This is a genomic window from Vibrio tetraodonis, assembly GCF_003350295.1.
Taxonomy (GTDB): Bacteria; Pseudomonadota; Gammaproteobacteria; order Enterobacterales; family Vibrionaceae; genus Vibrio; species Vibrio tetraodonis.
On sequence record NZ_QLYY01000005.1, the window covers coordinates 269,020 to 295,210 of the forward strand.

At 39.1% G+C, this 26,191-nt stretch carries 25 protein-coding genes; 10 read left to right on the forward strand and 15 right to left on the reverse strand.

Annotation, left to right across the window (positions count from 1 at the left end):
* The first annotated feature begins 404 nt into the window (after positions 1-404).
* Positions 405-761: a hypothetical protein gene (locus DPF90_RS01430; protein ID WP_114783913.1), complete on the forward strand. Its 357-nt coding sequence runs from the start codon at positions 405-407 to the stop codon at positions 759-761.
* 114 nt (positions 762-875) lie between these two features.
* On the opposite strand, the gene DPF90_RS01435 is transcribed toward DPF90_RS01430, so the two are convergent.
* Positions 876-1,334, reverse strand: a complete 459-nt coding sequence (locus DPF90_RS01435; protein ID WP_114783915.1) for a DoxX family protein — start codon at positions 1,332-1,334, stop codon at positions 876-878.
* A gap of 488 nt (positions 1,335-1,822) precedes the next feature.
* Here DPF90_RS01435 and DPF90_RS01440 point away from each other — a divergent pair, with 488 nt between their 5' ends.
* Positions 1,823-3,409 (forward strand): trypsin-like serine protease, encoded by a 1,587-nt coding sequence (locus DPF90_RS01440; protein WP_114783916.1) that lies wholly within the window; start codon positions 1,823-1,825, stop codon positions 3,407-3,409.
* 123 nt (positions 3,410-3,532) lie between these two features.
* On the opposite strand, the gene DPF90_RS01445 is transcribed toward DPF90_RS01440, so the two are convergent.
* The 6 genes from DPF90_RS01445 to DPF90_RS01470 all read right to left on the reverse strand — a co-directional run bounded on the left by DPF90_RS01445 (position 3,533) and on the right by DPF90_RS01470 (position 7,352).
* On the reverse strand, positions 3,533-4,024 hold the full coding sequence (locus tag DPF90_RS01445) for a GNAT family N-acetyltransferase (RefSeq protein WP_114783919.1): 492 nt from the start codon (positions 4,022-4,024) through the stop codon (positions 3,533-3,535).
* 82 nt (positions 4,025-4,106) lie between these two features.
* Positions 4,107-4,424: a hypothetical protein gene (locus DPF90_RS01450; protein ID WP_240314435.1), complete on the reverse strand. Its 318-nt coding sequence runs from the start codon at positions 4,422-4,424 to the stop codon at positions 4,107-4,109.
* A 188-nt stretch (positions 4,425-4,612) separates the two neighbouring features.
* A complete protein-coding gene (locus DPF90_RS01455) occupies positions 4,613-5,350 on the reverse strand; it encodes an acid phosphatase (protein ID WP_114783922.1) in 738 nt (245 codons plus the stop codon).
* A gap of 416 nt (positions 5,351-5,766) precedes the next feature.
* Complete coding sequence (locus DPF90_RS01460) at positions 5,767-6,099, reverse strand: AzlD domain-containing protein (RefSeq protein WP_114783924.1); 333 nt, start codon at positions 6,097-6,099, stop codon at positions 5,767-5,769.
* Entirely contained in the window at positions 6,089-6,796 is a 708-nt protein-coding gene (locus DPF90_RS01465) for an AzlC family ABC transporter permease (protein ID WP_240314436.1), read from the reverse strand. The genes DPF90_RS01460 and DPF90_RS01465 overlap by 11 nt, the downstream gene beginning before the upstream one ends.
* A gap of 157 nt (positions 6,797-6,953) precedes the next feature.
* Complete coding sequence (locus tag DPF90_RS01470; RefSeq protein WP_114783926.1) at positions 6,954-7,352, reverse strand: tail fiber domain-containing protein; 399 nt, start codon at positions 7,350-7,352, stop codon at positions 6,954-6,956.
* A gap of 312 nt (positions 7,353-7,664) precedes the next feature.
* Between DPF90_RS01470 and DPF90_RS01475 the strand changes: the two genes are divergently transcribed.
* The 4 genes from DPF90_RS01475 to DPF90_RS01490 all read left to right on the forward strand — a co-directional run bounded on the left by DPF90_RS01475 (position 7,665) and on the right by DPF90_RS01490 (position 12,958).
* Positions 7,665-8,030 (forward strand): hypothetical protein, encoded by a 366-nt coding sequence (locus DPF90_RS01475; RefSeq protein ID WP_205395141.1) that lies wholly within the window; start codon positions 7,665-7,667, stop codon positions 8,028-8,030.
* A gap of 43 nt (positions 8,031-8,073) precedes the next feature.
* Positions 8,074-8,463, forward strand: coding sequence for a hypothetical protein (locus DPF90_RS01480; RefSeq protein ID WP_114783930.1), 390 nt, complete (start codon positions 8,074-8,076; stop codon positions 8,461-8,463).
* Positions 8,464-8,713: 250 nt separating this feature from the next.
* Positions 8,714-11,275 (forward strand): two-partner secretion domain-containing protein, encoded by a 2,562-nt coding sequence (locus DPF90_RS01485; protein ID WP_114783932.1) that lies wholly within the window; start codon positions 8,714-8,716, stop codon positions 11,273-11,275.
* Between the two features lie 51 nt (positions 11,276-11,326).
* Positions 11,327-12,958 carry a ShlB/FhaC/HecB family hemolysin secretion/activation protein gene (locus DPF90_RS01490; protein ID WP_114783934.1) on the forward strand — a complete coding sequence of 544 codons (1,632 nt, stop codon included), beginning with the start codon at positions 11,327-11,329 and terminating at the stop codon, positions 12,956-12,958.
* Between the two features lie 79 nt (positions 12,959-13,037).
* Here DPF90_RS01490 and DPF90_RS01495 read toward each other — a convergent pair whose 3' ends face one another.
* Positions 13,038-13,298, reverse strand: coding sequence for a DUF5062 family protein (locus DPF90_RS01495; protein ID WP_114783936.1), 261 nt, complete (start codon positions 13,296-13,298; stop codon positions 13,038-13,040).
* A 203-nt stretch (positions 13,299-13,501) separates the two neighbouring features.
* Here DPF90_RS01495 and DPF90_RS01500 point away from each other — a divergent pair, with 203 nt between their 5' ends.
* Both DPF90_RS01500 and DPF90_RS01505 read left to right on the forward strand, forming a co-directional pair.
* Complete coding sequence (locus DPF90_RS01500) at positions 13,502-14,365, forward strand: AraC family transcriptional regulator (protein ID WP_114783938.1); 864 nt, start codon at positions 13,502-13,504, stop codon at positions 14,363-14,365.
* Between the two features lie 209 nt (positions 14,366-14,574).
* Positions 14,575-15,705, forward strand: a complete 1,131-nt coding sequence (locus tag DPF90_RS01505) for an RCC1 domain-containing protein (RefSeq protein ID WP_162813969.1) — start codon at positions 14,575-14,577, stop codon at positions 15,703-15,705.
* 10 nt (positions 15,706-15,715) lie between these two features.
* Here the strand turns inward: DPF90_RS01505 and DPF90_RS01510 are convergent, their stop codons facing one another.
* Genes DPF90_RS01510 through DPF90_RS01525 form a run of 4 tightly spaced genes read right to left on the reverse strand, consistent with a single transcriptional unit; the run spans position 15,716 to position 17,781 of the window.
* A complete protein-coding gene (locus DPF90_RS01510; protein ID WP_114783942.1) occupies positions 15,716-15,982 on the reverse strand; it encodes a 2Fe-2S iron-sulfur cluster-binding protein in 267 nt (88 codons plus the stop codon).
* Positions 15,975-16,652 (reverse strand): iron-containing redox enzyme family protein, encoded by a 678-nt coding sequence (locus DPF90_RS01515; protein ID WP_114783944.1) that lies wholly within the window; start codon positions 16,650-16,652, stop codon positions 15,975-15,977. Before DPF90_RS01515 ends, DPF90_RS01510 begins: the two co-directional genes overlap by 8 nt.
* A gap of 9 nt (positions 16,653-16,661) precedes the next feature.
* Positions 16,662-17,054, reverse strand: coding sequence for a nuclear transport factor 2 family protein (locus tag DPF90_RS01520; protein WP_162813970.1), 393 nt, complete (start codon positions 17,052-17,054; stop codon positions 16,662-16,664).
* Positions 17,055-17,058: 4 nt separating this feature from the next.
* Positions 17,059-17,781 (reverse strand): hypothetical protein, encoded by a 723-nt coding sequence (locus DPF90_RS01525; RefSeq protein WP_114783948.1) that lies wholly within the window; start codon positions 17,779-17,781, stop codon positions 17,059-17,061.
* Between the two features lie 457 nt (positions 17,782-18,238).
* Here DPF90_RS01525 and DPF90_RS01530 point away from each other — a divergent pair, with 457 nt between their 5' ends.
* Together DPF90_RS01530 and DPF90_RS01535 are read left to right on the forward strand one after the other, a co-directional pair.
* Positions 18,239-20,629, forward strand: a complete 2,391-nt coding sequence (locus DPF90_RS01530; protein ID WP_114783950.1) for a hypothetical protein — start codon at positions 18,239-18,241, stop codon at positions 20,627-20,629.
* Positions 20,630-21,185: 556 nt separating this feature from the next.
* On the forward strand, positions 21,186-21,947 hold the full coding sequence (locus DPF90_RS01535) for a YdcF family protein (protein ID WP_114783952.1): 762 nt from the start codon (positions 21,186-21,188) through the stop codon (positions 21,945-21,947).
* A 49-nt stretch (positions 21,948-21,996) separates the two neighbouring features.
* Here DPF90_RS01535 and DPF90_RS01540 read toward each other — a convergent pair whose 3' ends face one another.
* The 3 genes from DPF90_RS01540 to DPF90_RS01550 form a co-directional block, all read right to left on the reverse strand.
* The gene (locus tag DPF90_RS01540; RefSeq protein WP_114783953.1) at positions 21,997-22,458 is read right to left on the reverse strand and encodes a hypothetical protein; all 462 of its coding nucleotides are present in this window, start codon (positions 22,456-22,458) and stop codon (positions 21,997-21,999) included.
* Positions 22,459-22,468: 10 nt separating this feature from the next.
* Positions 22,469-24,151: an LruC domain-containing protein gene (locus DPF90_RS01545; RefSeq protein ID WP_114783955.1), complete on the reverse strand. Its 1,683-nt coding sequence runs from the start codon at positions 24,149-24,151 to the stop codon at positions 22,469-22,471.
* 190 nt (positions 24,152-24,341) lie between these two features.
* Positions 24,342-26,099, reverse strand: a complete 1,758-nt coding sequence (locus DPF90_RS01550) for an ABC transporter transmembrane domain-containing protein (RefSeq protein ID WP_240314444.1) — start codon at positions 26,097-26,099, stop codon at positions 24,342-24,344.
* Positions 26,100-26,191: the final 92 nt, after the last annotated feature.

The following is a 26,191-nucleotide window of genomic DNA, read 5'->3' on the forward strand; positions in this document are numbered from 1 at the left end:
GAATTACAATAAGAAAGATGCGTTTATTTAAACCCTAGAATAATGGCAAACTGTGGTCAAACTGATTGGTAGAGTGAAACTCAAGAACGTGAACTGCTACTACTCCACTATCTTACTTTTGACAGTGGGTGATACGTAAACAAAGTTTTATACAGTTCAACAACACTTCGTAGAGTAATATGTTTATTATCTTGTTGTTAATTTATAAAAAAAAGTGATGGCAGTTAAACATTAATGTATTTCATTTATCAGTAATGAGATAGAGCTTTTCAGTATAATAATCAAACACTATCATCCGCCTTGCTCCGCAGTCAAAGATCATATTAATCAACGATTTATTGACTATACACGAGCTAAACTTCAAACAAAAAATAACGAATTGAATAATATAAGGTTGGCTGATTATGCAGTTAAAATCTCTATCCCTTGCATCAATGTTACTTGTTGCATCAACAAGTGCATCCGCTTCTTTCATTAAAATGCTTAATGATGATGAACAATCTACATACCATCTTTCTAAATATTGTGTAAATGAGCTGCATGAGCTAAAAACAGAATCGCAAGATGCATGGATTGGCCAATCAGAATATGTTGAATACCACGATGGATTCTATGGATTCAACTACCGTGTATACCACGCGCCAAACTACTTTGAAACAGAAGAACTTGCTGTTATCAGACTAAACGCTATCCCTGTGCCACCGCCAGTACCAGCAGATTTTCCAAGCCACACCTTTACGTGTAGTATCGATAGACGATAGAAACCAATATTTACCTTATCTGACGCACTGAGTATAGGTTGAGGGCGTCGGCTGAGTATAAAAAATCCGCGCGGGATATGTTCAATCTCGCGCGGATAATTTATGCACCCCGAACTAGACTGCTATTGGCTGACTTAGACGTCTCGCTATATGGTTATCTAACGCCATTTTACCTGCACCGCTAACGGCTAATGAAGCCGAGGCAGCAAGTAACACCAAACCAAACTCGTAGCCATTGTTAGACATAAATAATCCATTTTCGATATGCACGCTAAAGATGGCCACCACCATAGTAAAAGCGGTCAGTATTGCCGCTGGACGGGTTAAAAGCCCAAGCAGAATAAAAAGCCCACCAAAAAATTCAGCACTGCCCGCTAAAAAGGCCATTAATACACCGGGGCCAAGCCCTATCGACTCCATCCACTGCCCTGTGCTTGCTAAACCATAACCGCCAAACCAACCAAATAATTTCTGTGCTCCATGTGCCATAAATATAATGCCGACTGGAATACGCAAAATGAGTGTTTCAAATCCCGAATTTGAAACTGATAACGATCGAAACAGTGCTTTCATAGTTCATTCCTCAATATTTTCAAATAACAACAAACTTATCGTTATGACCACTATTTTTGACTTAAATTCAATACTAGTCGTACATAAGTAAGAGTTAAATCCCATATCGATGATGGTGTTATTCGAAAAAACTGAATAATAATTGTGATGAGGCTAAAACCACACGCCGCGATGAACTTTAAGCATAACGATTAGTGAGCTAAAGCATGAATTGTCGGCAAGTAAACCTAAAACTTATCTCAGACAAAAACAGTCAACCGCTGCTATATTCAGTTGGGCTAGGTAATTTTTAACTATCTTATAGAATAGAGAAAAGTTAATAATATAGATCAAAAAAATCTCAATATTTTTTAGCCGCTTTTCATTAAGTAATCATTAATTGTTATTTAATTAAAAATAACAAATAGGCTAATTGTTGCTAATTATCTTTCTTGATAAATTAAACTTGGAATTTAAAATATCAATAATGATATAGGATAGTAAGAGTTATGAAGAGAAATTTAATTTTATTAAGCTGTTTTTCTATGCCTTTCGCTCCAGTATATGCGGTAGTAAATGGTACAAACGCCCAGCCAGATGAGTTTCCATGGGTTACCAAAATAACTCGGGACTCACAGCTTACCGAGCAGGTGCAAATAGAGAACAGTTGTACTGGTGCACTTATAAGTAAAGATACAATACTCACCGCAGCACACTGCTTAGATGAAAAGAAAGGTAGCTTAGAGAGCCTTAATATAAGTTTTCCAAACGATTCAGGTAATAGTGAAATATATAAGGCAGAGAGCATACATATACACCCATCATTTAACTCTATATATACAAAAATATTTGAAACCATCGATGAAGACGAATCTCAATCATTTGATATACAGCATTATATTACTCATGATATAGGAATAATTAAGCTTCGTCGTGAGGTAAACGATATAGAACCAGTAGAGATTGGTACTATCAATAAGGACAATCCAACATTGTATGGTGTAGGTTATGGGTCAAGAGGACGTATAACAACAAAGGAACAAGCGAACACGCTTGCCATCATTGATATGAGCATAATAGACGTTGAAACATGCAAACAGCATGCTTCCGCGGCAAATGCAACCAACACAAGTGAAAACAAAAAATCAATTGGCGTATCACCTTTGGCATCATCAGCAAACTCATATTGTACTATCGGAAATGAGCCTTTTTCGAGTATGTGCCACGGCGATAGTGGCTCGCCACTAATCCAAATTAATGACGGAAAGCCAAGTGTTCTAGGAGTTCTTACTAGCGGTGCTTCCGTGGTATGTGCTCATGAAACGAGCTATCAGCATGATCCAAACCTATATACAAGTGCTGAATCACACAATTACTTTGTCAACAGCGTTGTAGCTGGAGATACCAACCTTGATAAACACAAAAACCTTGTTAACAATCCCAATAATGATAAAGCAAATGGTGAAGGCTGGACTTTTAATGACGAAGCTAATTTTTATCTGTCCGATCAAGAATATGGTAGATGGAGCTTCTTACATAAATATCTAGGCACCCTAGCTATGCAACATTTTTTACCCGGAGAGCCTCTAGCTGAAACAGCATCTCCGGAGATAAAACAGCTTCTGGATAAATATCCAGGCGGTAACTTGATACAAGCTGACATAAAAGATATACCAAAATTTGCAAACTTCTTCGCTACCTCTTATTTGCTCGCAGAGCGTCATCAAACGATAGACCTAGTCGCCAGTACTGGTCTATCAGCACAAGAACTTGCTCAAGTAAAACCTAGTTTCATTGTCTCTGAAATGTTTACTCGTACCTACTGTGGTGGAGATAGATACTTTATGAAAGCAACTATACTCAATGACCAAAAGCAAGAACTAAAAACATACTCAACAGGTGATAGATATCTTGAAGGTGAGTGTAACTGGGATACGGATTGGCATGAAGAAAGATTTGATATTCCCTATGTTGAGGGTGCCCGCTATATTCGCTTTGAAGACGGAGGTCAAGATAGCGAAAGTTGGCAAGGCTTTTATGGCCCGAGAATGACAGCCGCCAGTGTAAGACTAAATACACCCCTAGTTGCTAACTAACTATGCAAATCGAACCACCAAAAAGGGGCCATATGGCCCCTTTTTTTCGCAGAGTATAATAATCATTAATGACTTACTAACACATTCAAAGGCTATGCCACTAAAGAATATCAGTATCAGGAGTCAGCTCTTAAATCTCGCCATATGATAGGCAGACACATATTCGCCATTTCTGTAGGCGAAAGCGGCAGATTCACCTTCAATAACAAAGCCAAACTTTTTATATAGACCAATCGCGGCTTGGTTGTCTGTGTATACGGTAAGTTCGATGCGAGATAAGTTTAGCCAGTTATCTGCCAGATCTATGATGGTTGAAAGCAACTTACTACCCACTCCTCGACCAGAGTAGTTGTCTTTAATTCCCATCCCAAAAGAAGCTACATGCCTGCGACGTGGATTTACACTAATGATGAGAGAAATATCCCCGACGATTTCACCCTCTACTAAGGCGACAAATCTATGGCAGTTATCTGCTATATTTTCGACCCTATCTTGCCAAAAATCAGCCGATGGAAAAGGCAGTTGCAGCGTATTACTGTATGCGTTGGTGGATGCGTAAATATCTCTAATTTGCATAGCATCTGAGGCTTGTGATCGCCTTATTTCAATATCCATACTTCTCCTCAACAAAGATAGGGTCGATACACCTGAATAATTTACCTAATATTTATATGGCTTATTGCCTACTCCAGTCCTTCTATATTTGTACTTGTTGTATAAATAACTTGTTATCGGATGCCGAATACGACTTCGCTACGTTCACCCATTGAGCACCTGTTTCATCGATATGGCGAAACTCTATTTGAAGGGCATATTTCGCGCAGCGAGTGAGTCCAAAAACAAACCCTACTATGGTAAGGCTTGCAACGACGATTTTTAACCACAGTGGAGACTCCTCTAACGGTGAAATTCCAAGCCAAACAGAGCCAGAAAAAAGCAGTATCCAAAATAAAATCTGCCAAAAATTATCGAGAATAGATAATTTCTTAACACGAAATTGATTTATTTTCGCCAATGGATAGGCATCTTCAATCTAACAGATTGATTATTAGTGACTATAATAAAATCAATATATACAATCAAGCACATAATTAATGCATTTCAGGCTATTTATTGTCGAAATCAATACAGAAAAATTTAGGTGATTTGGTGAAAAGTGGACACCATATCCTTGGCATCCTTATGCGAAAAATCTAATTTTTATTATTGAGCACTAGGTATCACGCCTAGTTTCTTTAACTCCTTTGAGGCTTCTGCCATTGCTTGACGAAACTCAGGCTTAGCATGCAACCTTGCAAATACCGCAGAGCCCATTAGTCTTCCCGCATCAACATCACTTTGCCAGTGCACACCACATACAACACGGCTTTGCCCAAAGTCATAGCCGCGCGCTAGCAGCACGTTTTGTTTCTCAGGGACTAACTCTGCTAACACCAAAGCCGCGGCCCAACCATATGAAGCGTGACCTGAAGGATAAGACCCATTTTTTGACAAGGTCTTCTCGCTTTCTGGCGTACAGGAATGGGTATCAAAATAAACAAATGGGCGGGTTCTCATATATTCAAGCTTAGCTGAACGAACCGCCAGCCTAGCACTATCGCCACGTACCCTTTTCAGAACTTCAATAAGTTTAGGTGTTGTTGTAGGTGAGATATCAATGCCTAAAACGCCACTGAATGCATCACCCATGTGATTAGCAGATAAGTTGGCATCGGCTATTGCAAGCTTCCACCTTCTATCTCCTTCAAGATGTCGTGTTTGGATAAAGGCTTGCTTATCAGCACTCCATTGAACTGTATTTTCAGTCGGTGGAGGAGGAAGAATGGAGAGACTATCTGGTACTTCATGGATAGATAAGAAGTTTACGATTTCATCATTAGAGGCAGCGAAAATATGCGTGGACCATAATATCGAGGCCATAACAGCAACATTCTTGATCATCGACGAACTCCTTTTAGAATGGATGAACCCATTTCTGTATGGCATGACGGATGTTCTTGATAAGAAGCTGTCAGTTGGTCAACTCTAGCTGGATTCCGATCTCTTGTTTTTTGGTTATTCGTACATAGGGTCAATCGAGTTTGAACTTGGTTCATTAATGATTTTATAAATTTCATGGCTTTTATCAGTTAAATAAGAAAATAAAGCAATAGTAAGACTTGCCCTGTTCTTATTCGAAGAACACACTGATTTATTCCATAACCGGTATAAAAGTCAGCGACTTAGAGCAAGCCATAGCCACAGCCTACCCTAATGAGATAACACATGATATCAGGTGAAAACCTGAGGTGATTGACAGATATATATTCTCTAAGCGACCCTATATATAAAAGTAGAAGTTATCGCTTTTTATCTATCTATAGTGAAGCTAACAACCAGTTGAGAACAGAAAATACCACCATACCACCGGCAACAATCAGTAATGTATTTTTGTATCTCAAGCTCAACAAAACGGTAATGGCGCCAGCATAAAAAAATGGACTAGTGTACAATGCCTCAAGAGAAGAACCATGACCTAAAAATACGATTGGTACCCACATGGCAGTCAGTACAGAAGGCGCCGTATACCTAAGAAGCTGCTTGGTTTTACTACCAAGAGAAATCGGCATTGATTTCATAAAAAACAGATATCGACATGAAAATGTGATCAGAGCCATTAAGAAAATCACCCACTCGGTATTAAGCGTCATTTTTTTCTCCATTCGATGTGTAAAAGCCGGTAATCATTCCAAGTATCGTCGCACCAATAAGAGAATACTCAAATCCTACCATGTCTAAAGCCAGTACAGAAAAGCCACTGACAAGCACCGCAAAAAGAGTCGAACGATCTTTTATTGATGGGATAACAATAGCAATGAATGTTGCAGCGATTGCAAATTCAAGTCCGAGTTCCTCAATATTATCAATACTTGAACCTGCGATTATTCCGCCGAGCGTCGCAAGGTTCCAAACCAAATAAAAGCCCACTCCTGCAGTCATGGCATACACGTAACTGAACGAGCGAGTTTTATCAATATGACTGGTTGAAACAGCAAACATTTCATCGGTAAGAAAAAAAGCGAAAGCCATACGCTTAAACCAAGATAGCTGCATAATATGTGCCTGAAAAACCGCTGAATAAAGAAGATGACGAGAGCCGATAACAAAAGTTGAAGACAGTATGGGCAATGTAGGACTCATTACTCCAAATAGAGAAATACCCGCCAACTGAGCGGCGCCAGCAAACACAAACAATGACATTGCCTGTGCCTGTATCGGAGAAAGGCCTGCTTGAATCGTCAACGAACCACATAGTACTCCCCAAGGGATTACTGCTAAACACAATGGAAAAATTGCAACACTGGCTTGATAAATTAACCTAGCTTCACTGGATAGTTTAAAGTTCAAAATCGATGGCCTCTCTTCTACAAATTATGAGAACATATTTATCATACTTCTCATTAATAGATCTAGGCCAGATAATATAATTAATTACCATATTTATCATAGCCTAAGAATTAAGACCAAATATCCGTTTCATATTGAAGTCAGAGATTGATGGTTTTTATTTATTCATCTGACTCTCTAAGGTTTGAATGCGCTTATTTTGTGCTTTAATGGCTTCGAGCAAGATTGGAATCATTGAGCGATAGTCAACTCTCAAATAACCTGCTTCTGGATCATCATGAACAACTTCAGGATAAACAAGCTTTAAGTCCTGAGCAATGAAGCCAAACTCTGTCCTATCTGAACCGTTAAGTTGGTATCGAACACCTTGGATGCGGTTCACCTTCTCTATTGGGGATATAATATTGGTAATATTTTTCTTTAACTTGATATCACTGCACCATGGTTGAAACTTATCTGGACACACTTTTGGTTGTGGTAGATTGTCTGCATTGACTAAATTAGATACAAAGGCCATAAAGAAAGTAATGAAATAAAGAGTGTTATTTTTTAACATAGAGTCTCACTAGTTAGTAATGTGTTTATTTTTAATAATCATTAAATGCGATAATATATTTAACCACATAATATAAACTATTTAACCACATAATATAAACGATAAAAAGGATGATATAGAATATCTAACCAATAAAATATAAAGATCAAAATAGTGATTGATTTATCTTTAAAATAATCAATTTTAGTGACGAAAGGCAATTAATTTAAAATATCCAATTCAAAAATGTTTTTTTTATGTTAAAAAACATCCGATGTAATTATACCGAACAATTTTATAATGAAGACATTAGCCGTAATTTTATTTTTTTTCATGAGTGTAATAAATACTTCTCAAGCGACAACTCTCACTTATATCTACTGTGGTTTATCAGATGGTAGTGATTGGGATTGGTTGCTTGATGAACAAGGAAACTACATTAGTATAGAAGGGCAATGGAGAAGAGTATCTCTTCATGATTCAAGTTTCTTCAATGTATTCAACGTAGAGAAAGCAACCTTTGATGAAAAAAACCTTGATTGCCCCTCGGGTTATAACCTCCAACCTGCTGACCGCAATACCTCATATTGGGAAGTATTCCAAATAACACTTCCAAATGGCTCGACCTATTTTATGGACGGGCATAAGTCTTATCACAATACTAGCCGTCCTCAAAATCATTACCTTCGCTCATTGTAAAAATTAAAATATTTTAAACTTATATGGCAGAAATTAAATAGTAATGAAAAAGATACTCGCTTATTTTTTATTTATATTGTCGCTTTATCCCTCAATATCATACTCAATGACTTATGTTTATTGTGGACTACCCGATGGCAGCGACTGGGATTGGTTACTGGATAACAATGGAAACTACGAAACGATAGAGGGGACATGGGCAAGGATTACACAAAATAATGGGCGATATTTTAATGTATTTCGTGTAATAGAAAGTCATTATGACAGTAAAGCGTTTAGCTGTCCCGCTGGCTATGTGCCACAGCCAGCAGAGCGAAGAACATCAGGGTGGGAAGTGTTTGAAATACAAAAAACCGATGGTACAAGAATTCTACTTGACGGCCATAAAACAACCTATGATTCAAGGGGAATACCGTCTGCCTATCGGCTTTAATAATCACGAACTCTACTTTACTCTACATCTCCAAGCCTAGTAACAAAACATCATCATAGCTTCTTTAGTAAAAGTATTTAACTGTGACATTCAACCTCTAGGCTTCAAACTAATATCAATAATAAAGATAGGCTTCTAATATTCCCTCCTAATTTTTAAGCTATACATCTAACCTCGATATTGAAAAACCATCAAAACATATAATTTTATGCTATTTTTTACATAGGATACGCTGTAAAGGAAAGCTCTTATGTATCCACATATTATAGGAAAGTCACTCTTTTTTGTGGCTACACTATCGTTGTCTTTTTCTATTTCTGCAACTCTTCCAACTGGAGGAGATATTGTTAGTGGCTCAGGAAAGATTACCGCTTCTGAGAATACCATGAACATTACCCAAGCCAGCCCAAAACTTGTGACTCACTGGCAAGACTTTTCAATAGGAAAAGAAAATACTGTTAATTTTATTCAACCTTCTCAATCATCTGTAGCACTAAATAAGGTATTAGGAAACAATGTCTCTGTCATCCAAGGCGCGTTAAATGCAAATGGACGTGTTTTTCTCGTAAACCCGAATGGAATAACGTTTACTTCTGATGCACAAATTAATGTCGGCGGGCTTGTCACCTCAACATTAGACATCAGCACCCACGATTTTTTGACTGACAACTATGTGTTTGAAGGACAAAGCACTAGCGTCATAGTTAATCAAGGTAATATAAGCGCAAGCCAAGATGGGACAATTGCATTAATCGCTGCAAAAATAATTAATCAAGGTCATATTTCAGCTCAATCTGGTAATGTTTTAATGGGTTCAGGGAATAAAGTCACTCTCGATCTTGGGGGCCCAGTGAAACTTCAAGTAGAAGAAGGTGCTATTGAAAGCTTGATATCACAAGGTGGAGCTGTTCATGCAGATGGGGGATTAATCTACTTATCGGCAAAGGCTGTTGATGAGCTAGCTACTAGCGTCATCAATCACACTGGTATTACAGAAGCACAGACTTTATCTACCGGAGAAAAAGGAGAGATTATCCTACTGGGTGATATGGATTACGGGACAACAAAAGTAACAGGGATAATTGATGCTTCCGCACCAAATGGAGGAAACGGTGGTTTTATTGAAACCAGTGCGAAAAATATCGACATCAAAGATGATACCCGTGTTACTACATCATCCTCCCAAGGAGAAAGTGGTACATGGCTGATAGACCCTAACGACTTTATCGTTGCTGCCAGTGGAGGAGATATTTCAGGTTCTACACTATCAAGCAACTTATCCAGCGGAAACGTGCAAATTCAAACCACAGGCACAGGCGGTAACTTATATGTTAATGATGCTGTTTCATGGTCAGCAAACAAACTCACGTTAACCGCAAACAACAATATCAACATTAACGCTAACTTGGTGGCAACGGGCCTTGGGAGTTTAGCATTTGAATATGGTCTAGATTCGACTTCGGGATCAACTAGTACCTATTCAATTGCAGACAATGTAGACGTATTAATCCCCAAGGCATCAAATTTTACTTGGAAAAAAGGCAGTAGCGGAGCAGTCAATAACCTCTACTTCGGTAATAATTTGATCAAATTTGGCGACAATGCTGACGCTGCAATAACGGATACTGGGGAACTACTTCAACCTTTTTACTACGATGACGGCACCTCATCGAGCCGCAATGCTGATTGGTACCAACTGACTTATCAGGATTATCCACTAGATTTTGGGGTTGGGACTGATGGGGATGGCACGAACAATTGGAATTACAATGGAGAAGTGTTGGCAACCAACGGAGAGGCAGGCAGCGTAACCTTACTTGACAGTGTTAAGAATTCACTTTCAATAAACATAGCCAACTACGATGAAGGAATAGGAACTCTTGTGGCAACGACTAATGTTAATGTTGCTGAAACAGCAAACACCATTGATATTACTCACTCATACACTTTAGGAAAGGATAAAAGATTTGTAAGAACTACAACGACCATATCGAATAACAGTACTACGACCTCCTTAACCAATGTTCGTTTATGGATTGGTACTAGGGACGACTTTATTGGTGAGTCAGATAAAAGTTATATGGCGAAAGGAAATATCTCCGATGGTTTTGTTCAGATTTCGGAACAAAACACTCAAGCCAAAGCGATTGAAATTACTGAAACACTCGATGGTACTGGCGCAGCGGTATTATTCTATTCAACCTCTGATGGTGCCGATACTGTTACCACAGGTTTTGGCAAATTTTCCAAAATCATGCAAAAGGATCCGCGCACCTCGGAAGTAATAACAGACCAAATTGATGGATCTTACGCGTTATTTTTACGTATGAACGACTTAGATCCCAGCACAAGTGAAAGCATTAATTGGTATTACGCTGCCGGAAAAGCCAGTGATATTGAAAACATCGTTCAAACTGTGGCTGATGATACCGGTCTTATTGCCGCAACTGAACAACCTATTACCGTACCTGAGCCAATAGACTCTTCAATACCACAGACTACCGCGGTGTCTGTTGTTCAGTCTATAACGCCTATACCCTACAAAATCGTCGTCTCTCCTACCCAGTTAGATTATTCAAATGAAATTGGCTCCTTAGATATAGTGCAAATCAGCAGTAATGATGTAGAAAGTACTGCGAACACCTCAGACGATAACAGCACTATCTCAAGTGCCTTATTAAGCCGTGAAAATGATATATTGGGCCCATTAAAGGTATTTATCATCGATGGAGGTATTCGTTTCCCTTCTTGGGCTCCACCAGAGTTCAGGACCCTATTCAATCAAATCGATATTAATGGTAAAGGCGAGTAAAGGTAGAAGGTTTTGACTAGAGTAGCGCTATTTTGGTCCAGCACATTAATCATGCTTACCAGCACTATGCCCCATTTTTCTCAAGCTCAGCAACAACCTGATGCGGGACATACAAGCCAAGAGCTTAACAACCAAATTGTGACCCCCAAATCATCCTCTGTACCATCATTTACAACCCCAGCAACACCTCAAAATATCGAGTCAGGTGGCGCTATCGTTCAAATAGAAAGCATCGAGCTTAACGGTAACTCTGTATTTAACGACCAAGCATTATTAGCAATATTAGATATTGAGGGGAAAGAATATGATTTTGCTGGTTTACAAAACTTGGCCAGAAAAATAACAGACTTCTACCACCAACAAGACTACCCTTTTGCTCGAGCTATCCTACCAGCTCAAACCTTAACAGAAGGTAAACTCAAAATAGAAATCATTGAAGGTCGCTATGGCAAGATTTCAGTATCAAGCGACGACACTAGTGTCGAATATCAAGAATCAGCGCAAGAGTATTTATCTGTGCTTAATTCGGGAAGTGTCATAAAAGGCTCTGAGCTTGAAAACATCTGCCTGATCTTAGATGATCAACCCGGATTCAGCGTGATTCCTGTGGTTAAGCCCGGCGAAAAGATTGGCTTAGGAGATCTCGTTGTAAACATTCGCCCTGACAAACCTTATGGAGGGAGCGTTAAACTGGATAACAAGGGGAATCGTTATACGGGAAGTGGACGTATTCAGCTAGATGGCTATCTAAATAGCCCTTTCATATTTGGTGACAAACTAGACACTAGCCTGGTGTACACTGAAGAAAATATGTGGTTCGGTTCATTGTCATACGGCTTACCACTGCTTTATCCTGGCTTACGAGGAAATATTGGGATTCAACATACGGATTATCAATTAGGTAAAGAGTTTACGAGCCTAGATGCTCACGGCACAGCAGATATATTAAGTGCAGGCTTAAAATATCCTTTAGTACGATCCCAGCAACAAAATATATCACTTTTCACCACCTATCAGCAAAAATGGTTGGTCGATAAACAAGGGGCTACAGCGACAAAAGCTGAGAAATCAAGTCATGTTATCACCACGGCATTAAACTTTGATTTTAAAGATCTAATAGGTGGAGGTGGGGTAACATATGGCTCGATAACTTGGACTCATGGCTTCCTTGACCTTGATGACGGTTTATATGCGATTGATAATCTAACCGCTCATACTGATGGTGTGTTTGATAAGATAAATTTCGACGTGCGACGCATCAATAATCTTCCTATCAAATTCCACAGCCTATACGTTCGGATTACAGGTCAAAAGGCATTTGAGAACCTTGATTCTTCAGAAGATTTTGGCCTTGGAGGACCAAATGGAGTCCGCGCTTACCCTGTTGGAGAGTCATACGGGGATGAGGGTATTTTAAGCCAGATAGAGCTTCGTCGTGTCTATAACACTAGAGTTAGCTCATATCTATTTTTTGATTATGGGTATACCAGAACAAATCATACTCCTTGGACAACATTAGATAATGACAGAACCATAGGAGGCGCTGGTTTAGGTTTTCAATATACATTTAAAAACATTGAGATGGATACTACAGTCGCATGGCGAACGGTTGGTGGGCCTCCGCAATCAGATAGCCGCATAACAACCCCAACATTTTGGCTTAACATGTCTTACAACTTTTAACGGCCCTCGGTAGCAGGAGCAAGTATTCAAACTCCATCGCTTGTTACTCAATTTATCGTGTATGGAAGTCCCAACACCTCTATTTCAAAGGATCATCGTCCGGTAAGGCATTATGAATCCAGAGTGCTAATCTATGTTTGATACTGCTTCCATCAAGTTTACTCTCTGGCAAGGGTGTAATTTGCTTAGCATCAACCAAAAACAGATAGATGGCTTTTACTTTCAAAGGCTGAGGAGACTGAGGTAAGTCAAAACCCTGCATCTTGGCCATTTTACCACCAATTTCTAACGCTTTTTTGACTAGTTTGTCTTCGTTATGAAGTTTTGATTTTTTTGACATGAAGAAAACCTCTTTAAACAATTGGACTCAGATTACACTAAACTAGCCAAAACACCTATTAACAGACTCTCAGATTGAAAATCATGCTGTTTTCATTTTTACGTATAAACCAGCTTAGAAAGAGATCTCGCAATCTCAATCAAGCAACCATAAACCATCTTAATTACTATTAGTGCGACTTCTGAATTGGGAATAAGCAAAGAATGACAACGACCAAACGCCGTGAGCAGCATATCAAAAAAGTATGCGATTTTATTGATCATCATCTAGATGATGAGTTCACACTAGAACAACTCAGCGCACTGGCAGCAAGTTCCAAATACCATTTTCATCGAATATTCAAGTCTTCTGTGGGTATAAGTGCTACCCAATATGTATTGTTGGTTCGCATGAAGAGAGCGTCATTTCGTTTGGCATTCGAACATGAAGTAAGTATTACGGACATTGCATTTGAAGCGCACTTTGAAAGCCTAGAGGCATTTTCTCGCGCTTTTTCGAGAATATTTGGTCAGTCTCCTTCTCAATTTAGAAATCAACCTGAGTGGCATGGTTGGCACTCACGATATGACTATCATCCCCCAAAAGTTGGAGATAAGGTAATGGATGTAAACATCATTGATTTCAAACAAACCCAAATTGCTTTAATTGAGCATATCGGCTCTGAAAAGCTGATTTACGAAACCGTCTCAAAGTTTATACAGTGGCGAAAGTCGACAGGATTATCGCCAATAAAAACACATGACACATTTGGTATCCCGCACTCTGACCCAAGTATCACACCAGATGAAGAGTTCCAGTTTGATATTTGCGGTTCTTATCAAGGAAAAATACCAGAAAATGAATATGGGGTAAAATCTGGAGTCATCCCTAGCGGTAGATGCGCAGTGGTAATTCACAAGGGAAGCTATAGCCGTATGAATGAAACGATAGAATACCTATATCAAAAGTGGCTTCCTCAAAGCGGAGCCAGTTTACGGGATTTTCCTTGCTTCTTTCGGTATATAAACTTTAGCCATCAAGTGGATGAGTGTGACCTGCTAACAGAAATCCATCTGCCTATTACCTGACCTCATCAGTAAAAAATACATGTTTGGGCATCATTGAAAGCCCAAACATACACTCGATACTAAAAATCTTATACGGAGATATAAGGTACCCATATAAAACCCTTTTAATTCAATTAAATAAAGTAATGATTTTTTATCTAAACCTCTAGAAAATTCACACGTTATTAGTCAGGATGCATATTCACACAATAATAAAGCAGAGGCTATTAATGAAAGTTGGTTTCATACTGTTATTACTCGGGATTGCCTCGGTCCAAGCTCAAGTACCTCGTACATGGCAGCATATGGACCTGGGTAGTACTCATACTTGTGCCATATCTACATATGGCCAGTTAAGCTGCTGGGGAAATAACTATTCTGGTGAAGTAGGGGTGGGTGTGTCGGATCTGGATTTTTTTAACACGCCACAAAACGTCAATATTCGTCATTCTATCTATTCGGTTGATTTGGGAGGGACCCATGCTTGCTTAACATTAACCAATGGCTCTGTAAAATGTTGGGGGAGCAACCGTAGACACCTACTGGGACCAAATTTGCATCGGATCATCTCTCCAACCGATTACGAACTAGACGATATTCCCACTAAGATTAGTATTGGTCATGATCATGCTTGCTACATTCTCGCTGACAAAACCGCTAAATGTTGGGGAGAAAATTTTTATGGTCAATTAGGAACAGGATCAACCAACCCACGACTTTATCCCCAAGCCGTTCTTAACGAGCAAGGTATCGAACAAATTGAAACTGGGGGTAACTTTTCATGCCTACTTAACGATAGTGGACAGGTTAAATGTTGGGGGAACAATTACTTTGGGCAGCTAGGTATTGGTTTTCCACCCTGGCATGTACAAGACACTCGTTCATACTTATTGCCTCAAACCGTAGGCCTTGAGAGTAGAGCTATCAAGATCTCTACCGGAAAATTCTTTGGTTGTGCTCTGATGGAAAATAACCGTGTCTCATGCTGGGGTAACAATCAATTTGGTCAACTAGGAATCGGAAGTAGACAAAATTCAGCCTTACCTCAGAATGTCGATCTCATCGATAATGCTGTTGATTTAGCTGCGGGTGACTACCATGTGTGTGCAGTTCTCTCAGACTCTAGTCTGCAATGCTGGGGGAACAATCAGTATGGACAATTGGGCAATGGTAATGACATTACTCAGGAAAGACCTGTTAACGTGGATATAAGCCAGGATATAGACAGCATCTCTTTGGGCAAGCAACATTCGTGTGCCTTACTCAATAATGGTGTTATGAAATGCTGGGGAGATAATATTAACGGACAGCTAGGTATTGGCAACAACGTGACTACCTCTGTACCACAAACGGTATATTAAGAGATGGTAACTACACTTGAATCTCTATATCTTCGCTAGGATAAGAGCAGCAGGGTAATATATAGCCCTGCTCAATATCTTTGTCTGATATGCCACCTTTGTGATCCATAACCACTTGACCTTTGCTAAGTCTGAGCTTGCACACGCCACAGCAACCAATACCGCAACCCCTGGGTATACAATAGCCAACCTGCTCTAATTGGCTTAGCAAAGAAAGGCCTTGGTTATGCGCACAATCAATCAACTCACCGTTCACTTTAATGGTATGTTTAGGCATTAATATTCGACTGCCTTTCAAGATACTGCTCGGCAACATCCTCAAGTATTTTACCCGTAAGATTTAATGTCACTCTCGCTACCTGCTTAATGTTTTCCCTATCGATATCTGATGTCACCCACTTAGTGATCGCCATCTCCACATCTTTGGCATGTTGGGCATCAATTTCCGCATGGGCAATAAAGAAGGTCATTTGGTCATCTCTCAATCCCAGCCTGCTTTTACATACTTCTAACAGCGGCTGCAGATGTTCATAACTATCTTCAGCCCAAAAACTGTAGCCAAGGCGAGCTGCCACACCCAATTTCATCGCAACACTATCTAGATATCCACTTAGTGCTGCCGTCGCTGGCAATGGCGGTGACTTGAGAACATCTTCATTGATCCCAAGTGATTTCAAGTCATGAGCCGCCATATTTTCGTGACCTAGTTCCTCCATTGCATGTTTCAAAGCAAAATGGATCAAACCAATATTCTTATAGCTTTCTGGAAATACCGCCGAAGCTTGATTTAGAGAATTATACTTGGTGTAGTGATACACTTGTACCATAGCAAGAACATAGAGATCCGGATTATCCATTTCCATTGCTAGCTTAAAGAATTGCCCTCGCTTTATTTTACTCCATTCATAATCACATATTTCTTTTAACTCATTAATTAAGTTAGACATTATTCACCCTTATAACCCAAATATACGTTTAACCATAAATATGAATATCGATATTCCATTCAATCCTTCAACAGAGTCCCAATGCTCTTTTATTTTATTGTTTTTTATTTCATAAATATCTATAGCTTTGTACCTTAGTGTCAAACCTAATAATTTTGTCCAATGATTTGCATAAACAAGTACATGATCATCACTTGAAAGTATCTTTTCTATAGAAGCTGAACCATTAGGAAACTTCTTACTATAATTACTAAAGTACTCCATAAATCCATCTCTTCCATTATCAACAAAGTTGCTATTGTTAATATAATTTTCATCCATGTATTCTTTACATCTAGAAAAATCTCTATTTATAAAAACATCGGTATAAAATTCTTGTACCAAGGAAATATTTTCTTTCATAAAGTTAGATACTCTGCTTGTTGTTAACTCTTTCATCCAGAATGTCGATCGCTTCTTCTTCGCTATCAACATCCAGATTTAGACGTTTTATCATGTCTTGAAACATATCTACTTTAAATAGTAAGTAGTTATGATCTCTTTCCTTGATATAGAACTCCAATGTGTCGTTACTAAAGCTAATATTCTTACGAGACATTCTAGGCTTAGTGTATGTAATAGCATTTCGAATACCTGTCGAGAGTATGATGGATGTCGAGGAAACAAGCGCCAAGCAATGCGCGACCATGCGACTTCTGATCCCCGGAGTGTTATCAACGACTAATCTAGAATACTCAATATAATCATTTTCCAAACCTTGACCTAAAAAGGCTGTTATATCATTGTCATTAATATAGTGACCTACTTCAAAAGGATAAAAGCGCACTCTTTGACTTGCTGTCATTTTTCCTTCTGAGAAAAAAGAAAATATATATGAGTCTATATCATATTCGTCCAGAAATAATTTTTCTTTATATCCATGTAAAATAGATTCATTTTTCTCTGAATAAACTTTCTTTCTTAAATATGATAATTCCTCCAGATCTTGACTATTATTTAACAATCTTATTTCTACGTCCTTATCCTTAAAGGTATTTTTGACAAAGTAATCTAACCTTTGGCACTGCTTATTAATTTCATTAAACATAGAATTTTTTAATGAAAAGTCTAAATCAACCTTAGCTCCCATTTAAATTTTCCGCTTCACAGTAATTAATAAATTAAAGCTAGTTCTTGATGGTTTTATGTCAAACTATAGATCTTATTATTATTTACATTTAATTGTTATTTATGATCTGCGCCCAATAAAACAGTCTATGAAATAACAGATTTATAATATACAAATGGTCAAGCAGGCTATTTAATTTATGTGCTAAAAACAGTAGTAATAGTGGATACAGGTTACGAGAGATAGCAATACTTTTAGGGCCAACAACTCTAACAAGCACAACGACTCATATTTTTCATAAATTATGATATAGAGACAGCAATTATAAATTTTATTAGTGAGAGCCTTGTGATCTTCTGCCAACATTTGAATGACTAGTGTTTGCACCAGGTAAATCCATAACGTACAAAAAATACACATACGACAATATATTCATAAAAACGAAATATTCGGAGTTTAGCTTACATGCCAACAACTTATGACAACAGTTTTACAAATGCAGAACATTGATACTCATCTTCCTACTCTTCGCTCGATTAGCGAACATGTGCAATCTTACAAGCTGCCTAGCCTAGCCCAGTGTATTGTTCATATCAAAAATAGAAAAATTGACGCTAACAATGTCAAGCTTTCACGGCTGAAGAAAGATATATCGCATCAAGTGAAAACGTTAAAGCTTCATCAAGTTGGCAAAGATAGCGTTATAAGCGATAACATCAATTTAAAAGAGGCTCGATTATTAAATAAAGAGCTCGGGCGATTAAGTAAAATTGACAAATTAGTAGAAGATCATAAATCACGAACTGAAAAGTACTGTAAAGAAACGGCTTTTTTGGGTAAAGTGGGCTCTAGGCAGCAAACCTCCACGGGCATTAATATCACTGGTAGTGTTGATGCAAGCGGCGCGAAAGTATTGAGTAAAACATTAGGCTTCGAGTCTGGCCGTCGCCTAGATAATAATGATGAAGGCTCAGTGCGAGTCAACAAAGTTCAACGTGTTATGGCTAGGCTGTGGACAGGCCTGTCTTTTAAAATAGGTGACCAAGTTGAGTTGGGTGCAGGCGCTCAAACTCAGTTTTCAACAACTCAAACTAAATACAAAAAATTTACCAATCACACCGAGCTTGCTCAGTATCTAGCAAAAAAATCCTCATCTAAACTGATACAGCAGCAGCAAAAAGCCCTGAATGCTAAAGATACTTTGGTCCCTCTACTCTCTGAGCATCTGACCAACTTAGATGACAAGAAGTTTGATCACCTATATCAGTCAATTCGACCAGAGCAGAAGAAAGCATATAAGCATGGTATCAAAAATAGGCGAACCTCTGAGGGCGAGGTAAATGCAACAGCAAAGCTTGCGATTAGTCCTCATTATACACTCGGAGCTCAAGCTGCAGTGCAAGCTTCCAAAAGCAAAGAAAGCACCGTTGAGACAGTGTATGAAGACCTTACCCAGCATCTAACAAAGCCAGAAAAAATCACTCAAGTTGCGCCTTTTCTCAACGCTTTTTTGCCCGATACCAAACAGCCCAAGGAATGGATCGCCTTTTCGGAGCAATTAGAAAAAGACATCATAGATTACTCCAGTAGCGTCAAAAAACATGATTATCTCAAGTCATCCACTCGATGGAATAGATCGCATGAATGCAATAAGCACAGATTAGAAGATAAATATGGCAATATTGGCCGCCATCAACAATTGCAATTTTTCCATTTGTGCCATGCATGGCTGAATGCTTCTGCTCGCGAGTTATCCCCGTGTTCAACACATTCAGAAAACGATTTTTCTCGCCTTACAGACCGCGTAAAGCAAGCGCTGCAAAACGTTGACTTTAACTACTCTCAAACTCGACTTAATCGACTTACCAAAGTCAGACAACATGTTACGGAGACCAAAAAAGACATCAATCAAACCGCCAAAGTGCAAGTTGGCCCCATTACGCTTACTATTCATGAACGCGAGCGACACTTTATTCATCCAAGTCGAGTTCGATGCGGCGACTACAGAGATGTCAACGTTACACTGTCAGCAAGCACTAATTTAACCGATCTACTGCAGCTTCCTAAGCTACAACAGCAGCTTTCTGAAGCATTGGCTAGCCACCAGCTCGACTCTATTATTAGCATAAAAACCCTATTACAACTCGACCTGACAGGGTTAGTTACCATACAGAAACGTTGGTTTAAGCCTGACGCCAAACAGCTCGCCTTTAATGACCAAGTGCAGCGCCAGTTCACCCGCTACTATGTGGGGAGCGATATAGTAACAAGCACAACTGGCAGTCTTCAAACGGGAGCTGGCTATTCACTCGATGCCAACTTACGCTATCAACAAAGGCAGCAAAAAGTGGTCGGCGAAGATATTGACCCTAACGATCTTATATACAGCCTAGTCAGATTTAATAAACTGTATAAAGATGCGGGTAAAGATCTTACCTCAAAAGAAAACCCTTGGAATGAATTTGTACAATTACACCAAGCCAGTTTCCAACAAATGTTTGTTAAAATGAGCGATACCGATAGTGCCGCGAACCATCAAGCACATACACTACTGCAAGAGGCGCAAAAAGAGGGCCGATCTCTGATAACAGAAACCGAATTTTTTGACCATATGCGGGCCTATAAGAAAGCGGTAGAAGAAGCGGAAGACAAACAGTATGAAGACATTTTCGCTAACACTCTTGAGGCTTTGAATCTATTGCTGATTAGCCAATTTGTAAAAACAGAAAAGCTACATAAAGCGACATGGACGAAAAAACCGTTCAAAGCTGAGCGTTCAAAAGCACTCAGCAACAAAAGCAAAATTGCTAAGGCATTACATTTACAGAGAAAAGTGCCTCAAAACAAGCAAGCAGATTCTTCACAATAGTATTAAACTTAGGTCCACATCCAGTTTCAGTAATCTACTGACAAGCTCCGTTTATGATCACGGAGCTTTTAATTCTTAAGCACGACTAAAGAAGTAAGTAATACTCGCATCTTGTATGCCTATTTATTTTATTATCTATATAGATTGAAAGGTTATTAATAGTTGAAAGATAAAAATTTGTTAAGACAAACAATAAAATATCCACAGTATTAATAACCATATTTAAGATAATTATTTTTAATTTTATTCTTGTATTTTCTTATATAATACTTTTTAAATCTACCTAATAGACATGGTAAACATTATATGGATTTTGCTTTAAAAGTAGTCATGAAAATTTGACCATGATCATTTTAAAATAAAAAAACGTAATAAACATGCAAAATTTAAGGTTTTTAGCTCACTGTTTTATCTAATAAAGTACTGATATTTAAATATTTTTATCAAAAATAAATTATAGTACTATTAAAGTTTATACATACATCAAAGGCTAAGTTCAGGTATACTTATGAGTATTACTTTCATTGGGTGGGTGATTTTTAACTAAAGGGTATGTATGAGTTTTGTTATTTTTTCTTTATTGCTAATATTTGCGTTTACAGCCAAAGCGTTAAAATGGAGAAAAGTATTTTTTGTTTCATTACTGATGTTTTCTTCTCTATTTTTACTTATAGGCACAGGAATTATTCCTAGCTATTTACTGTCCACATTACAAGAACAGTATCAAGTGAAACATAAAGTGAAATGGTCAGACAATAATGCCATCGTTTTACTCGGTGCTGGTACACAATTTATTGAAAGAAGTAATAACTTTGAACCAAGCTTCTTTTCCTTTGGACGAATACATGAAACGGCAGCACAATACTACGACTGCGCCGAACAAGATTCGATATGTAAGATCATCATTAGTGGTGGGGATGCACAAGGAAACGGTGTTACTGAAGCTGATATCTATAAAAAGGAACTATTAAGACTCGACATCCCTGTACAAGACATCGTTCTGGAAGCGGACAGCGTCAACACTTGGAAAAATGCTCAGTTCACTTCAGTACTTCTTAACCAACAACAAACAGAAACTGTGGTGTTAGTCTCTTCTGGCTTACACATGAAACGAAGTCAGCTCTACTTTAAGCACTTCGGGGTTAACACCTTGCCTGTTAGGGCTGATTATATGGACGCTAGGGTTTCTACCATACCACTTTGGTACAACTTCGCCGTTACTGATTTTGCGCTGCATGAATATACTGGTATAGCTCGTTACCATTGGTATAATTTCATGGGATGGAACGCCACTCAAGAACAGCCAGGAGATGTGTGAACTATATGCGTTGGTCAATAATAAAAACTTTATTGACCAACTATTTGACTCAAAATGAAAGACTGTAGCTTTGGCTCGGTTGGTTTAATTCAATTACCCAGGACCTCTCCATAGAGCCACTATTCATTGGCACCCATTGCGCGTATAACTGAGACCAATTTTCATTTACTTCAATCGAAACTGTCGGTGTTTCATTGGGGTAAATAGTGGTAATTCGGGACATAGGATCAGCGTATATCGTCCCGTCTTGCGATACATACTCAACACTAGAGTACAAATGAAGCGCCCCAGTCTCACCGCTTGAATTATCAACCGACAGAGTTATCTCACTCCCTAGCTCAAAATCAAAATCCCTATCAGCGACAATATCTTGCGATCTGACTGTTGCTTCAGAAACTGCCGTTTGACCGCTATTACCGCCAGCGACGTCTCCACCATCGCCTCCTCCGCCACCACATGCCATAAGGAATAAGGAAGTCATGAGTATTACAGGTTTACATTTTAGTTTCATTCTACACTCCTTATTGATTCGAACTTGGTACAACTAAGCCATTGCTTGGTTGTTGATACCAACCGCTGTTAGTTTCACCACTGCTTTCGACCCATTTGGGAAAATTGGTATATGCTTGGCTGATATCTATATATTCCATTGGGTGAGCCCAATCGTCCCTCACATTAATAGCCCAAGGCATATTGTTAGCAGTCAAAAAACATTGTGACCCGTATGAATGATCGTCGTATTGGTTGTATAAGCTTGTATCCATTCGACTAGTTCCAGTGAATTTTTTGAAATGAGTTTGCCACTTCATTCCCGGCATATACTGGAAAAAGTTTCCGTGATAAGTATTAGTAGCGGCAAAAATAAACGAATCATAGGGGGGGTAACCAATTAAATCTCGTGCGACTGGTGTAGTAAAAGAGACTGACAATTGGTAATTAAGAACATTTTCATTCTGTGTATCAAGGCACTGACTTTGTGTACGATAGAAGTTACACTCAGCAGACAACTCTCCCAGCTCTACTAGCGTAGACCTCAAATTCTCTTCAACAATCAATACCGTATCACTATCTTCGGGATCTACAACACTGTGCGCTAACTCTACTCCATTACGTGTAACCACCGCTGATGAAATATTACTTTGGGCAACATTGGGCAACTTGACCGCAAAACCGTTAGAGTAACCTGCTCCCATCGCCTGCACAGTGTAATCAATGCTGATACTTTTCAATTCGCGTTGACCGTTAAGCTGCTCTACAACACGATACTTCAGAACCACATCGTTAAAATCATAATCACCCATTAATGGCCACCTATCTTCGAACCCCATTATTGCATAGGTATCAGAACTTGGATAAACCGAGGTAACCGTAATATCTGGATCGTTTTGTTGTGTTAGCGTTTCGTATTTAGAGTCCGTAGAACCGTCAAGGTTTACACCATCTACAGCTGTAAAAGGGGACACCTGTACAGTAAAAATTAAGTCATTGAAATCATTATCACCGTTTGGCCTATAAAGATCTTCAAACCCCAACACCAAGAATTCATTCGCTGGATCGATAAACGCAACATTATGCCTTCGATGTTCCGCTGTATTCTCAGGATTTATGGCTGGATAACTGTAGAATGGCGTCCCCCAATTACCCAAACTGTTGATATTATTATAAGAACCACTCCAACCCCACCCATTAGGTATGACGAAAAAAGCAAGGGTTTGGCCGCTAGTTAGCTGAACGTTGAGGTCTATCGTATCCCCTTCTTGAAGTTCACCTTCTCCAGGTTTGGAAGCATTTGGGAAGATAATAACGTGAGCAGCGACTTCATCTTTTGAAGTTGGCGGATTGTTAGTATCAAAGACGAAATACCCCAAACTATTTCTATACCCTGCCCCCTCGTTTAAAAACGTTACCTTAGCCGTAGCATAAGGAGCGCCGTTGAGTTCATCATCAATATCGATGCTTGAGTACTTATCTGGCGCAATGAAGGCGCTGTTTACGACAGCGCCTTCAGGCAGCATTGAGTAGACATTTTTTAGAACATCCTGCGGCAATGAGTCTGCAATAGAATAGGCGTTGGTTGGTTTTCCCTTCAGAGAATAATTGCTCACCGCATCACCTGATACAAAGGTGAAGTCATCGGTAGTTAAAGCTTGGGTAAAACCAGGTAAACATCCGAATGCTATGATAAGAGGTTTGAAATTTGCCATATTTTTACTCTGCTAATGAAGGTTACAAAGCAGTGCAAGCAAGTTTCAAACCAAACATTTAACCCTTTATATTCAGTATATTATGAGCATTCCACTCCAAATTCCTAATTTGAAAATACACTTGACTTTCATTATGATGCGACTCTTTAAGGGCTTTCAGGGTAGTCTCATTTTAGGCTGTGCTCTATACCTACTCATTGACCGGATTAAACTGTAGGGCGACCAGCCGCTGATACAACTCACAGCGATTAAGTAGCTGCTTATGGTCGGCAATATCGACTAATTTACCCTGCTCTAACACCGCTATCTGATCGGCATGTTGGATAGTCGATAGTCGATGAGCAATAATGACCGTTGTTCTATTTTGCATCAAAGCATCAAGCGCCTGTTGAATATGGTGTTCACTCTCACTATCTAGTGCACTTGTTGCTTCATCAAGTAGTAATATCTCTGGATCCTTAAGAATAGCTCGTGCTATTGCGAGACGCTGACGTTGCCCACCAGAAAGACGAACGCCTCGCTCACCAAGGAAGCTATTATAGCCATCAGGTAATTTAAGGATAAAATCATGCGCATGCGCTTTTTTCGCTGCATTAATCACTTCTTCATCCGTAGCATCCGGCTTACCATACCGAATGTTATAAAATACATCTTGACTAAATAAAGCGGGCTGTTGAGGAACAATCGCCATTTTTTTACGGAAAGCGTTAAGATCCAAATCACGAATATCGGTACCGCCAAGTGTTATTGAACCATACTGCGGATCATAGAACCTCTGTAATAATTCAAACAATGTTGTTTTTCCTGCCCCTGAATGCCCTACTAGCGCAACTACTTGGCCTTTTTTTACCGTTAGCTTCAGCTTTTCAATAGCAGGTTGTTCCGGTCTCGATGGATAAGAAAAAGTGACATCATCAAATCTAAGCTCGGTAGATAAGCAAGCTACATCCGTTGAAGGCTTACTCGGGAAGGTAATTTGGCTCTCAACTTGAAGAAGTTCAATCAATCTCTCCGTTGCTCCCGCCGCTCTTTGCAGCTCGCCCATCACTTCAGATATGTTTGCCAACGATGATGCGACCATAACCGAATAGAAAACAAACGCTGCTAGGTCTCCACCTGAAATAGTGCCATTGATCACATCATTGCCACCCACCCATAGCATACCTGCAATAGCACTGAATACAATTAAGATAACGCCTGAGATAAGAATGGCCCTTTGTTTCACCCTGCGGCGACCGATATCATAGGCTTGTTCTACTTCGATAGCGAAAGCATGACTTTCTAAATTCTGTCTTCCATAACTTTGAACTGTTTTAATCTGCTCTATCGCTTCACCTGCATAGCTTCCGACATCAGCAATAGAATCCTGACTTTGTCGAGAAAGTCTTCTAACTCGCTTACCGTAAACAAGAATAGGTAGAATGATAACAGGGACAGAAATCAGAACAATAAGAGTTAACTTAATATTGGTCGCAAACAACATAATAATGGCACCTAAGCACATCAGAGCACTACGCATAGCCATTGAAAGTGATGACCCAATGATGCTTTGCAGCAATGTAGTATCTGTTGTTATTCTGGCCATTATATCGCCGCTTCCGTGAGTTTCAAAGTAACTAGGATGCAGTGTTACAACATGATTAAATACCGCGAGACGTATGTCTGCACTTACTCTCTCCCCAACACTAGACACTAGGTAAAAACGAAAGAATGTGCCGAGTGAAATCAATGACGTGACCAATAGAATAAAACCGATGGCCACATTAAGTGCTTCTCCAGATTGCTGGGCAAAACCTTGATCAATAAGTAGTCGAATTCCTTGGCCAACAGATAATGTTAGGCATGCGGTCATGACTAAAGCCAGCAACGCAGCCGAAACTTTCCAGCGGTATGGACCAATAAATTGTATTAATTCGACCAATACATGCAAAGATCGCCGTTCAGTCATGGTTGAACGGCTTGATGAAAGATGAGAAGTTGACTGATTCAAGTCTGGCTGATGAGCGCCACGCATAATACCGCCTAATAAATTGGGAGTTT

Coding starts and splice junctions, on each gene's coding strand:
- DPF90_RS01430 (WP_114783913.1), top strand. CDS start 405: ATGCAGTTAAAATCTCTATCCCTTGCATCAATGTTACTTGTTGCATCA.
- DPF90_RS01435 (WP_114783915.1), bottom strand. CDS start 1,334: ATGAAAGCACTGTTTCGATCGTTATCAGTTTCAAATTCGGGATTTGAA.
- DPF90_RS01440 (WP_114783916.1), top strand. CDS start 1,823: ATGAAGAGAAATTTAATTTTATTAAGCTGTTTTTCTATGCCTTTCGCT.
- DPF90_RS01445 (WP_114783919.1), bottom strand. CDS start 4,024: ATGGATATTGAAATAAGGCGATCACAAGCCTCAGATGCTATGCAAATT.
- DPF90_RS01455 (WP_114783922.1), bottom strand. CDS start 5,350: ATGATCAAGAATGTTGCTGTTATGGCCTCGATATTATGGTCCACGCAT.
- DPF90_RS01460 (WP_114783924.1), bottom strand. CDS start 6,099: ATGACGCTTAATACCGAGTGGGTGATTTTCTTAATGGCTCTGATCACA.
- DPF90_RS01470 (WP_114783926.1), bottom strand. CDS start 7,352: ATGTTAAAAAATAACACTCTTTATTTCATTACTTTCTTTATGGCCTTT.
- DPF90_RS01475 (WP_205395141.1), top strand. CDS start 7,665: ATGAGTGTAATAAATACTTCTCAAGCGACAACTCTCACTTATATCTAC.
- DPF90_RS01480 (WP_114783930.1), top strand. CDS start 8,074: ATGAAAAAGATACTCGCTTATTTTTTATTTATATTGTCGCTTTATCCC.
- DPF90_RS01485 (WP_114783932.1), top strand. CDS start 8,714: ATGTATCCACATATTATAGGAAAGTCACTCTTTTTTGTGGCTACACTA.
- DPF90_RS01490 (WP_114783934.1), top strand. CDS start 11,327: ATGCTTACCAGCACTATGCCCCATTTTTCTCAAGCTCAGCAACAACCT.
- DPF90_RS01495 (WP_114783936.1), bottom strand. CDS start 13,298: ATGTCAAAAAAATCAAAACTTCATAACGAAGACAAACTAGTCAAAAAA.
- DPF90_RS01500 (WP_114783938.1), top strand. CDS start 13,502: ATGACAACGACCAAACGCCGTGAGCAGCATATCAAAAAAGTATGCGAT.
- DPF90_RS01505 (WP_162813969.1), top strand. CDS start 14,575: ATGAAAGTTGGTTTCATACTGTTATTACTCGGGATTGCCTCGGTCCAA.
- DPF90_RS01510 (WP_114783942.1), bottom strand. CDS start 15,982: ATGCCTAAACATACCATTAAAGTGAACGGTGAGTTGATTGATTGTGCG.
- DPF90_RS01515 (WP_114783944.1), bottom strand. CDS start 16,652: ATGTCTAACTTAATTAATGAGTTAAAAGAAATATGTGATTATGAATGG.
- DPF90_RS01520 (WP_162813970.1), bottom strand. CDS start 17,054: ATGAAAGAAAATATTTCCTTGGTACAAGAATTTTATACCGATGTTTTT.
- DPF90_RS01525 (WP_114783948.1), bottom strand. CDS start 17,781: ATGGGAGCTAAGGTTGATTTAGACTTTTCATTAAAAAATTCTATGTTT.
- DPF90_RS01530 (WP_114783950.1), top strand. CDS start 18,239: ATGACAACAGTTTTACAAATGCAGAACATTGATACTCATCTTCCTACT.
- DPF90_RS01535 (WP_114783952.1), top strand. CDS start 21,186: ATGAGTTTTGTTATTTTTTCTTTATTGCTAATATTTGCGTTTACAGCC.
- DPF90_RS01540 (WP_114783953.1), bottom strand. CDS start 22,458: ATGAAACTAAAATGTAAACCTGTAATACTCATGACTTCCTTATTCCTT.
- DPF90_RS01545 (WP_114783955.1), bottom strand. CDS start 24,151: ATGGCAAATTTCAAACCTCTTATCATAGCATTCGGATGTTTACCTGGT.
- DPF90_RS01550 (WP_240314444.1), bottom strand. CDS start 26,099: ATGACTGAACGGCGATCTTTGCATGTATTGGTCGAATTAATACAATTT.